Annotated in this window: 13 protein-coding genes; 9 read left to right on the plus strand and 4 right to left on the minus strand. The window is 47.7% G+C overall.

Annotated elements, in window-relative coordinates:
- Positions 1–3: 3 nt before the first annotated feature.
- The 4 genes from F458_RS0116870 to F458_RS0116885 all read left to right on the plus strand — a co-directional run bounded on the left by F458_RS0116870 (position 4) and on the right by F458_RS0116885 (position 7,434).
- Entirely contained in the window at positions 4–2,601 is a 2,598-nt protein-coding gene (locus F458_RS0116870; RefSeq protein ID WP_018984618.1) for a TonB-dependent receptor plug domain-containing protein, read from the plus strand.
- Positions 2,602–2,725: 124 nt separating this feature from the next.
- Complete coding sequence (locus F458_RS19790; RefSeq protein ID WP_018984619.1) at positions 2,726–3,283, plus strand: RNA polymerase sigma factor; 558 nt, start codon at positions 2,726–2,728, stop codon at positions 3,281–3,283.
- Positions 3,280–4,356, plus strand: a complete 1,077-nt coding sequence (locus F458_RS0116880) for a FecR family protein (protein WP_018984620.1) — start codon at positions 3,280–3,282, stop codon at positions 4,354–4,356. The genes F458_RS19790 and F458_RS0116880 overlap by 4 nt, the downstream gene beginning before the upstream one ends.
- 183 nt (positions 4,357–4,539) lie before the next feature.
- Positions 4,540–7,434 (plus strand): TonB-dependent receptor, encoded by a 2,895-nt coding sequence (locus F458_RS0116885; protein WP_018984621.1) that lies wholly within the window; start codon positions 4,540–4,542, stop codon positions 7,432–7,434.
- Between the two features lie 49 nt (positions 7,435–7,483).
- Here the strand turns inward: F458_RS0116885 and F458_RS0116890 are convergent, their stop codons facing one another.
- Together F458_RS0116890 and rnt are read right to left on the minus strand one after the other, a co-directional pair.
- Positions 7,484–7,678 (minus strand): (2Fe-2S)-binding protein, encoded by a 195-nt coding sequence (locus F458_RS0116890; protein ID WP_026294755.1) that lies wholly within the window; start codon positions 7,676–7,678, stop codon positions 7,484–7,486.
- A 270-nt stretch (positions 7,679–7,948) separates the two neighbouring features.
- A complete protein-coding gene (gene rnt / locus F458_RS0116895; protein ID WP_018984623.1) occupies positions 7,949–8,587 on the minus strand; it encodes a ribonuclease T in 639 nt (212 codons plus the stop codon).
- Between the two features lie 213 nt (positions 8,588–8,800).
- On the opposite strand from rnt, the gene F458_RS0116900 reads away from it, so the two are divergent.
- The gene (locus F458_RS0116900; RefSeq protein WP_018984624.1) at positions 8,801–9,673 is read left to right on the plus strand and encodes a flagellar protein MotY; all 873 of its coding nucleotides are present in this window, start codon (positions 8,801–8,803) and stop codon (positions 9,671–9,673) included.
- Here the strand turns inward: F458_RS0116900 and glpQ are convergent.
- The gene (gene glpQ / locus F458_RS0116905) at positions 9,670–10,668 is read right to left on the minus strand and encodes a glycerophosphodiester phosphodiesterase (RefSeq protein WP_018984625.1); all 999 of its coding nucleotides are present in this window, start codon (positions 10,666–10,668) and stop codon (positions 9,670–9,672) included. The genes F458_RS0116900 and glpQ overlap by 4 nt on opposite strands.
- Positions 10,669–11,141: 473 nt before the next feature.
- Between glpQ and nhaC the strand changes: the two genes are divergently transcribed.
- Complete coding sequence (nhaC, locus tag F458_RS0116910) at positions 11,142–12,650, plus strand: Na+/H+ antiporter NhaC (RefSeq protein ID WP_018984626.1); 1,509 nt, start codon at positions 11,142–11,144, stop codon at positions 12,648–12,650.
- 321 nt (positions 12,651–12,971) lie between these two features.
- On the opposite strand, the gene F458_RS0116915 is transcribed toward nhaC, so the two are convergent.
- Complete coding sequence (locus F458_RS0116915; RefSeq protein ID WP_018984627.1) at positions 12,972–14,381, minus strand: ADP-ribosylglycohydrolase family protein; 1,410 nt, start codon at positions 14,379–14,381, stop codon at positions 12,972–12,974.
- Positions 14,382–14,780: 399 nt separating this feature from the next.
- Here F458_RS0116915 and F458_RS0116920 point away from each other — a divergent pair, with 399 nt between their 5' ends.
- The 3 genes from F458_RS0116920 to tatC are packed head-to-tail and all read left to right on the plus strand — an operon-like array spanning position 14,781 to position 16,171.
- Positions 14,781–15,023, plus strand: a complete 243-nt coding sequence (locus tag F458_RS0116920; RefSeq protein ID WP_026294756.1) for a twin-arginine translocase TatA/TatE family subunit — start codon at positions 14,781–14,783, stop codon at positions 15,021–15,023.
- The gene (locus F458_RS0116925; RefSeq protein WP_018984629.1) at positions 15,016–15,396 is read left to right on the plus strand and encodes a twin-arginine translocase TatA/TatE family subunit; all 381 of its coding nucleotides are present in this window, start codon (positions 15,016–15,018) and stop codon (positions 15,394–15,396) included. The genes F458_RS0116920 and F458_RS0116925 overlap by 8 nt, the downstream gene beginning before the upstream one ends.
- Complete coding sequence (gene tatC / locus F458_RS19795) at positions 15,389–16,171, plus strand: twin-arginine translocase subunit TatC (RefSeq protein WP_018984630.1); 783 nt, start codon at positions 15,389–15,391, stop codon at positions 16,169–16,171. The genes F458_RS0116925 and tatC overlap by 8 nt, the downstream gene beginning before the upstream one ends.
- The last annotated feature ends 30 nt before the right edge of the window (positions 16,172–16,201 follow it).

Raw genomic sequence — 16,201 nt, forward strand, 5'->3', positions numbered from 1 at the left:
ATTATGAAAACATCGTTGACACCACTCACCAAACATTTGCGTAGTATCTTTGCAGCGTCTGCTGCTCTCTCATTACTTGCTTTTAATACCGCGGTTGCCCAGGAACAGTCTGCACAGACTGAACAGGAAGCAGCGGATGATGTAGAAAAAATTGCCGTTGTTGGTACTCGTGCGGCACCTCGCTCGGTAGGGGCATCACCCGTGCCCATCGACATCATATCCGAAGAGGAATTTAAAAATCAGGGCTCTACTGATATGGTATCGATGCTGCAAACTGTAGTGCCTTCCTTTAACGTTAATGAACAACCTATTAATGATGCCTCAACGCTGGTGAGGCCAGCCAACCTTCGTGGTATGGCATCCGATCATACTCTGGTACTGGTGAACGGTAAACGTCGCCATCGCTCGGCTGTTATAACGTTTTTAGGTGGCGGGCTATCTGACGGCGCCCAGGGCCCCGATATCTCTGTTATTCCCGCAGGAGCACTCAAGCAAGTTGAAGTTTTGCGTGACGGAGCAGCGGCGCAATACGGCTCTGATGCTATTGCCGGTGTGGTTAACTTTGTTTTAAAAGATAACGACGAAGGCGGTGTGGCGGAGGCGCGCTACGGCTCTTATTACGAAGGTGATGGCGACATGATGCAGGTGGCGGGTAATATTGGCCTGCCCCTAAGTGATAATGGTTTTATTAATCTAAGTGGTGAGTACCGCACCGCCGATCCGACATCGCGGAGTGTCCAGCGAGACGATGCCGCCGCGCTGATTGATGCCGGAAATACTTTTGTGGCAAACCCGGCCCAAATCTGGGGAAACCCGGAGATTAAAGATGATATTAAACTATTTGCAAACCTGGGGTTGGAACTGAGTAATTCTGCCCAGGCATATATGTTCGGAAATTATGCGGAGCGTGAAGTAGAAGGTGGCTTCTATTATCGCAATCCGCACACCCGCGGCGGTGTTAATGACGGAGGTGTAGATGCAGATGGTACGCCCTTGTTGCTAGTAGGCGATCTGGATGGCGTAGGTAGTGGTGTTGAATGTCCTACTGTACGTATCAGTGATGGCAACGTGCTGGATGATGCGGACTATGGCCTGATAGCCGACAATAGCACCGCCGTCGGAGCCAATTGTTTTGCCTTTAACGAACTTTTCCCTGGCGGCTTTACGCCCAGATTTGGTGGCACCATCACTGACATGTCATTGGTCTTTGGCACCAAAGGGGAACTGGCTAATGAAGTCGGCTACGATGTCAGCATCAATCTGGGCCAGAACGAGGTGGACTTCGCCATCTCTAATACGGTTAATCCGTCTTTGGGGCCTGTCACGCCGACCTCGTTTAAGCCAGGACGATACACACAGTCTGAGCAAACCTTCGACTTAGGCCTGACTAAACCTGTTGATATTGGCATGGCCGATCCATTGTTTCTGGCTGGGGGCTTTCAATACCGCCATGAAAGCTATGAAAGCTTCGCTGGTGATACTGCGTCTTATGAAATAGGACCGCTTGCTTCACAAGGATTTGGTATCGGCTCAAATGGATTTCCGGGTCTTTCAGCCAGAAGTCAGGGAGAGGCGTCGCGACACAACATTGCCTTTTATCTGGATGCGGAGATGTATCTGACTGACAACTTCCTGGTGGCAGGTGCGGTACGCTATGAAGACTTTTCTGATTTTGGTGACACGACTAAGGGTAAGATCTCTGCTCGTTGGCAGTTGACAGACGCGATTGCTCTGCGTGGCGCATTTTCCACAGGTTTCAAGGCGCCAACGATTGGTCAGACAAACGTTCGTAATGTGACCACGGCGTTTGGCACGGACGGCGAGTTGATTGACCGGGCTACGCTGCCACCGACCGATCCTATTTCAGTACAAAAGGGTGGCACGGTGCTGACGCCTGAAGAATCTGAAAGTATCAGTTTCGGATTGGTAGCGAATTTTGATAATGGTCTGTTTATGACCATTGACTACTACAATATCGAGCTTACAGACCGTATCAGTACTACTTCGGGTATCAAGCTTACGGATGAAGATATTGCGGAACTGCTCGCTCAGGGCGTTAGTGACGCTTCAAGCTTCTCAGAGGTTAGTTTCTTTACTAATGATTTTGATACGACGACCGAAGGGGTGGATGTGGTTGCCAATTACAGTCAGGAGATGTTTGGAGGTGATACCCGTTACTCTCTGGCGTACAACTGGACGTCTACAGAAGTGGATGAAGCATCCGATAATATATCCCAGGAACGGATTCGTATGTTAGAGGACAACTTGCCCTCTTCACGCTGGAGCCTGACGGCTAATCATATGAATGGAGACTGGCGTGTGCTGGCTCGCCTGAACTATTTTGGCAGCATTTACGAGGACCATTTGGATTCAGCCTTGCCAATCGAAGATATCAGCAGTGAAATTACCCTTGATTTAGAAGTGGGTTACTTTATCGGTGAAACTATTCAGCTGGTAGTCGGCGCAAAGAATGCGCTGGATGAATACCCTGATGAAAATACGTTGTATGATAATGAGGTGGCAGGCGCAGCGTACCCTGTTACATCACCCATTGGCATCAACGGTGGGTTCTATTACGCCCGGGCAATTTATACGTTTTAATGATTAGGGGCGGCAGCCCCTTTACATTTGCTTACGGGTTTTGTTTGTTAAACAGATGACAACCAGGCCGGCCTGCTGCACTATATAAAACAGGCTGGCGCAACCATTATTTACTACTCGACGAATGTCCGATAAAAATACTCTTGCTGACACATTTATGAAATATCGTAGCAAACTTATGCGTGCGGTCAGTGCGATTGTAAGTAAGGACGATATTGAGGACATTGTTCAGGAAGCTTTTGTGAAAAGTTATGAAGCACAACTGGATCACAACATTGAGTATCAGCGAACTTATATGTTGCGTACCGTGCGTAACCTGGCCCTCAATCATGTTACCAGTGCTGCAAGCATCCTGAATGATCCTATCGAAAATATGGACGCCTTACCCTATGAGCTGGTGGGCCATACGCTGGAAAAAAATGTTGAGAGCAAAGAGCGGTTTCTACAGTTTTGCCGTGCTACTGATACACTCTCTTCAGATGTGAAACGTGTCTTTTTACTGAAAAAAATTTACGGTATGAAGCAAAAAGAAATTGCAGAGCTGTTAGGGCTTAGTCAAAGCACAGTTGAAAAGCATGTCGCAAAAGGCCTGTTGATGTGTACTAAGTATATGGCTGCGCTTAATGAAGACGTCGGTGGTGACGTGGATACTAAATCAAGCCAGGATGTTCGAAGTCAATGAGCAATATCAGTCACTTCACCAGTAAAGACGATATCTATGAGCAAGCGTCTGTATGGGTTAGCCGAATTGATAGGGGGCTATCTGGCGAGGAAGAGCAGGCATTTCAGGACTGGCTTAACAGTAGCCAGGGTCATCGTCGTATTTTGTTTGAGCTTGCCAGCCTGTGGGATGATATGAGCGTACTTGGCAAGTTGCAGGAAGTGGCGCCGGTACAACAACCGGTGCTACCACAGAAACAGCGTCTTGGCCTTTACCGGTATCGACATGGTATCGCCGCATCTGTGATAGTAACAGCGTTGTGCTTTATGCTGCTTGGGCTGGTGCCATGGTTAAACAGTCCCGAACCCAGCGGTACTCATGTGGCCCAGCGTGTAGCGACGGCGATAGGAGAACAGCGTGATATAAAGCTGGCGGACGGCACCCTGGTACAGTTAAATACTAATACAGTAGTCGAAACTGATTTCAGTGGAGCTATCCGGCGGGTTGTGCTCAAACAGGGGGAAGCGCACTTTACAGTTGCCCACGATTATTACAGACCCTTTATTGTTGAGGCCGGGGCAAATACCGTGACAGCCATCGGCACTGCCTTCAATATGCAGCTGACGGAACAAGACGGCTTTGAGTTAGTGGTGACGGAAGGAAAAGTCTTGGTCCGCGAGTTATCTGATGCCACACTTAGTAGCGACGCTACTGCACTTATTAATCCAGACGTCAGTGCTGACAAACAATTGCTGGTGTCCGGTGAAAAAGCGAATGTAAAAGGCGAAATTAGTGAGCGACGCAGATTAAATGCGGATGTTATGCAACAGGATCTGGCGTGGCAAGAGGGGATGATTGTATTCACCGGCGAGCCCCTGGAAGCGGCGTTGAAAGAGATTGGTCGCTACACACCGGTTACCTTTGAAATTATGGATGAAAATCTTCGGGGGAAACGTGTAGCCGGCTATTTCAAAGTTGGTGATATAAGTGGTTTGTTGGCGGCTCTTCGCAATAGCTTTGATATCAGCCACAAGCGTGCCGAAGGACTTGTCATCCAGCTGTATCAGTCAGGGGATGATGGGCAGGCGGGGTAATGAATGTAAGTCCCCCGCCATAAGTATATTTTTTTTGCTGAATATATGTGCCAGTATGACGTTATTGTTACAATAACTATGCAATCTGCCATTACTCAGGCCACAGTCTACCGTGCATGTTGAATTATTTGCCTGTAATTGTTGAACTGATATGACAGTTTCTATCGGGCCTGCTCAACCTCAATGAATGATTTACCGCGTACTACGGGGATCCTGGTTTTACTTTTATTGCTTAGTTTTGCTAACGAAAGCATAGCAGCGCAACCCACGTATGACTTTTCTATATCGGCGCGGTCAGCTGATGAAGCCCTGACTGAGTTTGCCAAACAGGCTGATACTACGTTGTTGTTTGACTACGATTTGGTTCAGCAATTTAGTACGAATTCTTTGCATGGTAACTTTTCCTTACAGAACGGTTTGCAGGCGCTTTTAGCAGGTACAGACCTTACTGTCCATATCGATCCCACCGGCACCTATACCGTCAGGCATGTCAGTGAACTGGTGACGCCGCCTACCGCCGATACTGACGATAAAGATGATGAGCCAGCACCACTGGCTTTTGGACTCGAACGTATTGCTGTTGTTGGTTCTCGAAACGCACCGCGCAGCGTGACGTCGTCAGCAGTACCGCTGGATATCATTACGCAAAGTGCCTTTCGGGCCCAGGCCGGGGCCAACCTGTTAGACGTGCTTGCTGCGGCGGTGCCTTCTTTGAATGTTAATGATCAGCCCATTAATGATGCCACCAGTCTGGTAAGGCCAGCCAATCTGCGAGGGATGGCTGCTGATCACACATTGTTGTTACTTAACGGCAAGCGCCGTCACCGCTCTGCTGTCATTACATTTTTAGGCGGTGGGCTGTCTGACGGCGCTCAGGGCCCCGATATCTCTGTGCTTCCTGCAAGTGCGATGCAGCAGGTGGAGGTGCTAAGGGATGGCGCGGCAGCGCAATACGGCTCGGATGCCATTGCCGGAGTCATTAATTTTGTGCTTAAAGACGAGGCGCAGGGGGGCAGTGTGTCAGTGAAAGCCGGTGAATATTTTGAGTCAGACGGGCAACTGATACAGCTTCATGGAAATATCGGTCTACCGTTAGGAGACGACGGTTTTGCTAATCTTACCGCTGAGTACAGTCAGCAACAAGCTACCTCGCGTACTGTGCAGCGACATGATGCCAGTACATTGACAGCAGCTGGCAACCCATTTATTGAGGAGCCCGCGCAGGTGTGGGGTACGCTGGCGGTCAATCATGATGTGAAGCTGGCCGGCAATTTTGGTTATCCGTTGCGCGGAAACAAAACGTTGTACGCCTTTGCAAATGCTGCAACCCGTGAAATAGAAGGTGGGTTTTTCTATCGCAATCCCCATCTGCGCGATGGAGTATTCAGCCGGCCTACCGAGCAGGGGCGACAGCTACTGGTAGCTGATCTGGATGGTCTGAACCATGGAATAGAATGCCCCACAATTTTTATTGAGACGCCAAATGTCTTGAGCCAGCCAGACTATCAACAAATTGCCGACGATCAGACTGACGTTGGTCAGAACTGTTTTGCGTTTAACGAGCAGTATCCTGGCGGATTTACCCCTCGCTTCGGAGGCACCATTGACGACGCAGCGTTTTTTTTGGGTATGAAAGGTGAGACAGATTCCCACTGGAGCTACGATATTAGTGCAGGTGTAGGCTACTCCACTATTGATTATTCATTGTCTGAAACCATCAACCCTTCGCTGGGGCCGGACAGCCCTACTGAGTTTAACCCGGGCGGGGTAGCGCAGGTAGAGCGGACGGTTAATCTGGATATTACCAAAGTCCTGCAGGTACCCTCCGACCAGATTGCTGACATTAATCTGGGCATGGGCCTGGAATGGCGACGAGAAACTTATCATCAGCGGGCCGGAGATGCCCAGTCATGGCAGGCTGGTCCTTATGCTTTTAATCCAGATACAGGTTTATCTCAGGGGTTTAGTATTGGCTCCAATGGTTTCCCCGGCTATCAGCCGGCATCGGCGGGGCATTGGAGTCGACACAACTGGGCATTTTATTTAGATGCCGAGACGCAGATTGCAGCGCTGGAAACCGGCATTGCAGTGCGCGCCGAACACTTTTCCGATTTTGGCTCTACACTGGACGGAAAATTAACCTTACGTCTGCCGCTTAACCGCCAACTGGCTCTGCGTAGCTCAATCAGTACAGGTTTCAAAGCCCCGACAGTAGGGCAGAGTAATGTAATTAATGTAACCACCGCTTATGCAGCCAGTGGATTGGAAGATCAGGCGACGCTGCCGCCTACGCATCCTATTTCGATACAGTTAGGCGCCAATGCCCTAAAACCGGAACAATCGGTGAATTACAGTTTAGGGGCGGTTGCATTTTTCGATGATACCTTCTATCTGACGCTGGATTATTTCAACATCGATTTAAGAAATCGCATCAGTACCACTTCTGCGATTACACTCACGGAGGCAGATCGTATCGCTTTACTTGCGCTTGGCCAGGACGATGCATCACAGTACGCTGCCGCAAAATATTTTACTAATGATTTTGACACTCACACACAGGGAATTGATGTTGTCGCGCATTACGAGGTGGCTTCCGGGCCATTCACTCACAATATCAACCTGGCGTATAACTGGACCGACACGCAGGTAGAGAGGGTATCTTTATATCCGGTAGTCACAGAAGCGGGCGAGCGCTTGCTTCAGGCAAACCTGACACCGGCGCGAATCAGAATGCTGGAAGATAATCTGCCAGCGCACCGGGCAACGTTAACGGTTAAGCATCACTGGGAGACGTTCACTGGCTTGTGGCGGGCAAACTACTTTGGGCGTTTTTACGAAGATCATCTGGATGCCGCAGCTGGTTTTGATATTTACTCTGGCGCGGTAACCACACTGGATGTGGAAATTTCCTGGATGATGACTGAACTGCTGACATTTTCAGTGGGGGCAGAGAATATCCTCGATACCCGGCCTGAACTAAATCCTTATCGGGAACAAGTGGGAGCAAAATATCCACCAACATCGCCTGGAGGCATTAATGGCGGTTTTTACTATGCAAATTTAGCGATTGTTTTTTAAAAATGTGCGGTCAGGCTATGGCTAAGCAATGATATGATTGATATTACGATTAACAGACTTCTTTAAACAGAGACTCATCAACGATGGTAGCGTCTATAATTTCCTGGGTCATTGTTATACATCTGCCACACTGGCTGCCTACCTCCATCACATCTCGCAACTCACGAAGATTACCAACACCGTGAGTCTCAACCGCGCGCTGAATTGCTTTATCGGTAACACCATAGCACATGCATACGTACATCGACTGAATCCCCTAAAAATCACTGCAAATGATAATAGTTGCCATTTACGTTTGGATCAAGAGGGCGGATGATAAAAATTCTTGTTTGGAAGAAAAGTGTTTGATTTTATAGAAGTTGTTTTGTATGGAAAATAAACTGCGATGATCTTTAGAGGGCAAAGATCATGAGTCACAGGTATAAAAACATGCTGTAACCTCAACACCCCATCCGGACAATAACCCTGCCGTGTACAGCATTTACCCCTACTTCCCAGCAGTCGGGCCGCAAGCTTAATCAGCAGGTGGCGTCAAGGGCCAGCCACCGAGTGATTGGTAACGATTTACAATATAGCAAAAGAGCTCAGCAGTACGAGCGGCATCATAGAGTGCGCTATGTGCTTCTTTTTGATCAAAAGCGATTCCAGCCGCCTGACAGGCTTTCACCAAAACAGTCTGACCCAGGGCTAAACCGGCCAACGATGTTGTATCAAAAGACACAAACGGGTGAAAAGGGGGACGTTTGATCTGGCTTCTGGCCAGCGCAGCATTAACAAAACTCTGATCGAAACTGGCATTATGGGCCACAATGACAGAGCGCTGACAATTTGCTGCTTTTTGGGCTTTACGAATCATTTTACATAAACCTTTCATCGCCTCTGTTTCTGCGATATCTGCGCGTAATGCGCAGGTGGGATCTATGCCATTGAACTCAAGGGCAGCTGGCTCAAGATTAGCCCCTTCAAACGGCGTGACATGGGTATGGTAAGTTTGATCCGGATGCAGCACGCCCTGCGCGTCCATTTTCAGCGTCACCGCGGCAAGCTCGAGTAATGCGTCGGTACCCGCATTGAACCCTGCGGTTTCCACATCAATCACAACCGGAAAGTAACCTCTGAAGCGGGTAGACAGGGTGGGAGTTTCGTCGGCCATAGAACCTCTTTTGACGCGTTATTCCAGATAAAGGAAAACGTAAGCTATAAAAGAAAATTATCTCAGTAATCAACCTGCATATCCAGCCCTGTCTGCAGCCATACGCCATGCCGGGCATAAAGTCACCAGAGCGGTGCGGATTGTATGCTAAACTTTTTGTTCAATCTGACGATATTGTTATAGACAGTTGAAACCTATTCAGATGGTACAGGCATGCGATTGAAAAATAAGATTCTACTTGGACTTGGTTTACTCAGTGCATTTGGCAGTAACGCTGCCATGCGCCAGTATGCAGCGGCAGTAGAATCTTCTGACTGGCTTATGGACAAGCAAAACCGGTTACAGTGTGAATTATCCCATGCGGTACCCGGCTACGGTAAAGCAACATTTACCAGTGTGGCATCGAAACATCTGAATATGGAATTTGAGATGGAGATGGCATTACTCCCTAAAAAGTTTGGTATTGCGGCGGTCTACTCAGTGCCTCCTAAGTGGATGCCTGGGCAGAGTGCACGCGAAATCGCCAATATGCAACTGCGCAAACAGTACAATGGCGATTTACCGGAAGAAGCCGCCTGGACCATGTTAAGCGAGCTGGAAAAAGGCTATTGGCCAACGATTTATTATAAAGATTGGTACAACCGCTACGACAAAGTGGCGGTGGCGCTCAATGCCAGTAATTTTTCGGGTACCTATCAAAAGTTCGTCAATTGTGTTTCTCAGCTTTTGCCTTACAGCTTCGATGATATTGCATACACTGTGCTGTCTTATGAAAAAAACAGTACAGAACTGACCAGCTATGCTGAAAAGCGTCTTCAAATGATAGGGGAATATCTTAAGGAAGACAGCAACCTTGAGTTGGTTCTGTTAGATGGTTATACCGACAGCTACGGCGGACGCTGGAATAACGAACAACTGTCTATCGAGCGCGCCGGTTATGTAAAAGACTATTTGACGGCGCTTGGAGTATCAGATGACCGCATTGAGCTTACCGGCCATGGTGAAAAGCGTCATATCGCGTCGAATAAAAACAGCGATAGCAGGGCGCTGAACCGTCGGGTAGTGGTGCGGTTATCTAAAAGCTAGCGGTTATGTTCCAGATAGGCTTTCACCGGTGGCACCTGGTCGGTGAAAATTCCATCGACATTGGCATCGTTGAAAAGCCGCTGCAGTAATTGCTGGCTACTAATCCCGTTAGGTAACGCATCAGTGCGAAATGTGTAGGGATGCAACAGTAATTTTCTGGTCTGGGCCTGTCTGACCCACTCACGCACCTCACCCAGTCCCTTCGCTGCCTCAGGTTTATCAAACATTTGCGGGATCCAGGGCCCAATCCCATCTGCTACTGTGGCCAGCGCGTCCAGTCCCGGCTCACTGAGAAGCCAGTCATAATCAGTCTGAGACTCCTGCCAACTGTTCAGGCCCACTAACTGAATCAGTGTTCCCTTATAATTCAATTGCTGCCGAATACGCTTGATCTCGGCAAAGTCAAAACACTGCAAAACCAGCCGTGAATCTGGCGCTGTTAAGCCTTCCTGGTTAATCGTCTGCAGAACGATGTTTGAAATATCAGCACCTTCCTTGTTGTGCCAGCGGGGCGATTTAATTTCGATATACATGCCAGTTTTTCGATTGTAGGCGGCATTAAGCTCTCGTATCAGTTCAATATGTTCAGCTAAAGTGGCTATCGTAAAATGTGCTGTCGACCCTGAATACCGGTGCGCAAATACGTCGGCATGTTCCTTTGTCTGGCGCTCATGGACCTGCAATTTTCGCAGCTCAGCCAGCGTAAAGTCCCGCACATAGAAGCGACCGTCTGCACGCGCCCTGTTGGGGAAAACCTGCTCGACATTGGTAACGGTTTCCAGATGAATATCATGCAACACAATAGGGGTATCATCGGCGGCTAACACAACATCCTGTTCTATGTAGTCGGGAAACTGGGCAAAGGCTAGTGTGGCAGCTTCCAGTGTATGCTCAGGCAAATAGCCTGATGCTCCCCGATGCGCAATGATATCCGTAGCCCAGACTGAGCAGGCAGGATACAGACTGAAGACGATAACCAGGGCGCGAAATAGCATAGTGTGCTGACCTTCCAGAGATTAGAAAATGCATCTTTTAACGATACAAAGCAGAACTTACCACTCTATCAAAGATGCCTGACATTTTGATGACAACATATCGGTGGCGATATTGATAAATGTAATTTTATGATCCAGCCCATTGGTCTGGGCCCTTCGGGCAAACTAACAAGCCGTAGTGAGCGACAAATGGTCAGCTGCAACGGCGATCCTTGATTATCTATCCCAGCCTCCTATCAGATTGCCGCAATAAACGCGCACCAGAGGCAGCTATCTGCAAAGTCACTATTATTCAGACAGCGTGAAAAGCTCATTTACCTGCCGCGTCGCTTTTTTTCTCAATCTATTCCGTTACCAGACCCGTACATATGACTTTATACGGATAATCAATAATTTGATGGCGCCTGTTCAAGGCATGCTTTTTTAAGCACGGCGATAACAAAAATAATCAGTTTCAACGATAAGGAAGTAATATGAAAGACGAACAGCACGCGACACCAAGCCTATCACTTGCACTAACGCCTGTTGTTCTGACACTTATTATACTCGGGACACAGATATTCTATTTTGGCGTATTCGAGCCCCATATTCCTCTTGCCATTGGCGTTGCGTTGGCAAGCTTTGTGGGTATTTACCTTGGACTTAAATGGGAAGAGGTTCGGGAAGGTATTTTCAAAGTCATCCATGTGGCGTTACCGGCTGTAAGTGTCCTTATTGTGGTAGGCATGATTATCGGCACCTGGATTGCGAGCGGGACTGTGCCGACCATTATTTACTTTGGGTTGAAAACATTATCCCCTGAGATTTTCCTGGCTGCAGCAATGGTTATATGTGCAGTGGTAGCAGTGTCGCTCGGGACAAGCTGGGGAAGTGTTGGTACAGTCGGCCTGGCGCTAATGGGCATTGGCGGAGGGTTTGACATCCCCATGTACTGGACGGCCGGTGCGGTGGTCTCTGGTGCGTTTTTCGGTGATAAGGTATCGCCATTGTCTGATACGACTAATCTCGCCCCCGCGGTGACCGGAACAGACGTGTTTTCTCACATTAAAAATATGATGGCCACCACTATTCCGGCCATGTTAATTGCGTTTTTTGTTTATCTGGGCGTGGGCTATTTTGTTATTGATACACAAAGTGTGTCTTTTGAAAAAATAGAAGGTATCACTACCACGTTAGAAACCAATTTTGATATTTCATTATGGGCGTTACTACCGGCGCTTGTGGTCATGGGGCTGGCGCTTAGGAAGCTGCCGCCATTACCCTCGCTATTTGTAGGTGTTGTGGTAGGGGGCGCATACGCAATGATTGCGCAGGGACAGAGCCTGCAGTCTGTCTTTGATTATGCCAACAATGGCTACTCCATCGAAACGGGCATAAGCGAGATAGACAGTTTGCTTAATCGTGGTGGTATTCAATCCATGATGTGGACCATATCGCTGGTATTTATTGCCCTTGCCTTTGGTGGGGCATTAGAAACCACAGGGTGTCTGAAAAGTATAATCAATTCGATAAAAAGCAAAGCAAAAACATTTGCGGGTACACAGATAGCTGCAGTGGGAACGGCGTTTTCAACCAACCTGGTGGCGGGCGACCCATACTTATCAGTTGCGTTACCGGGACGGATGTTCTCTCCTGTCTACCGCGGCATGGGTTATTCTACGCTGAACTTGTCTCGGGCTGTTGAGGAAGGCGGAACCTTAATGTCTCCCCTGATCCCCTGGAATGCCGGCGGGGCATTTGTTATATCCGCGCTGGGGCTGGGAATTTCGGGAGATAATTTAGAAAACTTACTGTATATCCCCCTGGCATTTGCATGCTGGACGGCGCCATTGATAGGAATATTTTACGCGTATATGGATTGGTTTTCGCCCAAAGCAACTGAGGAAGAGCGCGAGGAATGGAAGTCATCCGGTGCTGAGATTGCAAAGTTTAATGATAACGGAAAGCCCGTAGAAGAACAGGTTGAAAAAATGAACACCTGAAGACAGGAGTACCAACAATATCGGTTGGCGTTATAGCCAGCCGGTAGCGTTGTCGGTAAAACAAGAATGATGCATATGCGTCGAATTTCTTTGCAAACATCTTGCACAGTATTGTTTCTGCCTGATAGGCCAGCTTACCTAGTCAGCCCAGTGCAATGCGCTACGCTGAAACACAGGTTCTTTACGCCCCGGTTTAAGCGTATTCATCGGCCAGCCTCGATACAGGCAAGGACTGGCTTTTGATATTAATCAATTTGGCTGTTCGTTACGACTAACCTCAGACTAATTGATAAAATTACCGTAAATTTAACCGATTTAAAATCAATGCTGGTGGTTTTGCGGCATATTCACAGGATTTTTTATCTGCCAGCTATCAGCCTGAGCCCCTGCTATACGGTTGGCTTTTAGTACTCTGTCAGTGATCTTCACGCCTGTAGCAGCCATATCGGCTAATGGTATAACACCGTCCTTTTCAAAATTACGTCTTGTTCGATGGATATTAAATGTCGTAGAAAAAGAGCGGTTGAAAGTATCCTCTAAGCCTTCTTTGCCCAGTATAAAGCCCAACATCCCTCCCCACGTAGCAGCTGGGTTGTCCGAGTCCCAACCTGCTAAGGTCGCTATTTTAACGGTTTCCTTATAGTCACCTTCACCGTAAAACAGGCTGACCAGACTGGACGCAAAATTAATTCCGGCTGCAAAACAACCGTTACAGTATAAATTTCTGGACGTCATAGTGTATCCGTCCCGCTCCTCAACCTGGTAGTGTTGGTAAACCGCATCGCGGGTTTCTTCCCACGTATAACCCTGCTGATAGTGACGCAACACAAAATCGTACATCTTAGCTGGATATTCTGCATCCGGAAGATAAGATCTGGCGGTGTTCGCCATCCACACAATGTCTGATTTACCTACGTGCTGCCCGATAAAATTAGCAGCCAGCGAGTACATAACTACATAGAACTCAGCGATAGAGGCAGCTTCGCCATAAGCGACAGTACGTATAGGGAGATCTGCCATTGTTAGGGCTAGATCCGGTCTGCCTGGGGCAAAAAAGCCAAAAATTTCCGTGGTCAGCTGTGCGTCGATCATATCGTAATGAGGGTTATTTTCCGGCAGACCGGTTGACGGAGGCAGCACACCCTCCAGCATTAAATCATAAGCAGTCTGATTAGATACCCACAGATAATTCTCATAATTACCTTCTGGGTCTTTACCATAAGGGGTAATCTCCTTGCTTGAATATATATGCCTAAGCCAACCATCGCGAATCTGTCGGGCACTAAGCTGTGTAGCCTGATGCTCAGCAAGAAGTGTCTGGTACATATACTCAATATCGGTGTCGTCGTCAGAGCCCCAGGGTTCATCGTCCTCGGCAAACACAAAATCGATAGTTTTGGACAAATCGCTGGGTACACCTTGGCCCCAGATACTTGGCGTATCGGGTTGGCCCCAGTCATCTGAGGTGTAAAATGCGCCGGTTTTGATTGGCCCTACGTTGCCAACCTTATCCATTTCGGTTACCAGTCCCGTCCAGTTCGCAATGCTTTGGCCAAGCCAGAATCCGTACATGGCCTGCTCGTAGTCTGCTTTACTGATGACTAATTCAGTGGGCTGCGCGCGCGACGGAGTAGACGTTGTTGAAGAAGGCGTTTTACCCGTACAGGAAACCAAACTAACAACACATATTCCGGCAATAACAAAGCGTTTAGAAACTTTTAACGATGTCATGAATTATTTGGTTACTTTGTGCATCACTCACTGGTAATAAGGTACACATTTCCTTGCAACAAAGCCAATATTCGGCGAGGTTTGGCCATGCCACTTTGTCCTCTAATGGTCACAAAAAACCTTTAATAATACAACTGCTGTGGCGGGGCTTGCGCGCTATACCGATATGTTGGCCCCGAAGAATAAGACAGTGGCGCATATGAATTTTGGATGCTTTAAAACAATACCTTTTGTCGCTTTTTGTCCAACCGAATCTGATTTTTAAAGAACCCAAATACAGCAATCCGGCGAGTTTGAACGACACGCCAATTAAACGCTAACGAATTGTTCATTTAATCGTCATGGTTCAGTCATATTTAGCTCCCACTATGAATACAACATCAAATTCGGAGGCCAGGTATGGGTCTTAGTATGTGGCAAGTAATGCTGGTTTTACTTATTGTTATTCTGTTATTTGGGCGAGGCAGGATCCCTGCTCTAATGGGGGATGTTGCGTCTGGGATTCGCTCCTTTAAACAGGGGCTGCAGGATGAAAAATCTGATACTTCATCGCAATCTTCTACAGAGCAAAAAATCGAGCACAAATCAGGCGAGCAGACAGCATCTGAGCAAGATGTCACAGCAGAGCAGAAAAATGCTTGATTTGAGCTGGGTCGAACTTTTTTTCGTTGGCGTACTGGCGCTCATCATCATCGGACCTAAAGATCTGCCCGAATTTTTTCAAATGTTTGGGCGCTTCATAAGGAAGATGAAGAAAACTTACGCCGATTTACAGGGCGGTATGAATCAGCTGACCAAAGAAGTGAATATTGTGTCCGGCAAAGCCCAGCCTGGTGATGAAAGCTGGCGCGCTTTTCTGCCTGAAGATATCAGAAATTTGCCTGCTGATTTCCGGCCCGGATCGATGAGCGCAGAGCAGCACGCCGAGCGTAAAGCTAAAATTGATAACGCCAGGCGACAGGCAGAGGAAGCAAAACCAAAAACGGAAATACAAAAGGAAAGCGGGCATGAATGAAGAGCAGATTGATAATTCCTCAGCCCCCCTGCTGACACATCTTATCGAGTTACGCACTCGTCTGCTTTATTGTCTTGCTTTTTTTATATCGGTGTTTGCGCTGGGCTATTATTTTTCTACCGACATCTATCACTTTTTGCAACAGCCATTACTGGAGCAATTTGGCGCTCAAAACCAGCGAAGAATGATATATACCGGGTTACAGGAGGCGTTTCTTACCTACCTTAAACTGGCGTTTTTCACGGCGTTATTCTTTTCAATTCCGCTTATACTTATTCAGGTGTGGCGTTTTCTTGCACCCGGAATGTATGAGCAGGAAAAAAAAAGTTTTATGCCGCTTTTTGTGATGACACCAGTGCTTTTCACTGCGGGCGCGGCGCTGGCATTTTACGTCGTCATGCCGATGGCCTGGCAGTTTTTTATGAGTTTTGAGACCGCTGGTGGCAATGAAGTCATTCGGGTCGAACTGGAAGCCAAAGTCAGCGAATACCTGTCATTGGTGATTAAACTTATTCTTGCTTTTGGACTGAGTTTCGAACTACCTGTTTTGGTCCTCGTTTTGGCGAAAACGGGCTTATTGACATCACACACGCTCAAACACTACCGACGTCACGCAATAGTGATAATTTTTTTATTCGCTGCGTTTATCACGCCACCGGATTTAATATCGCAAATTGCGCTTGGTATGCCAATTATTTTGCTCTATGAAGTCTCCATTTATCTCGTTTCGCTTACAGAAAAACGCGCCGCAAAAAACGAAACGGCTGCTGTTTGATGATTTCTCACTAATAATATATATGTATGG

The organism is Salinimonas chungwhensis DSM 16280, assembly GCF_000378185.1.
Classification (GTDB): domain Bacteria; phylum Pseudomonadota; class Gammaproteobacteria; order Enterobacterales; family Alteromonadaceae; genus Alteromonas; species Alteromonas chungwhensis.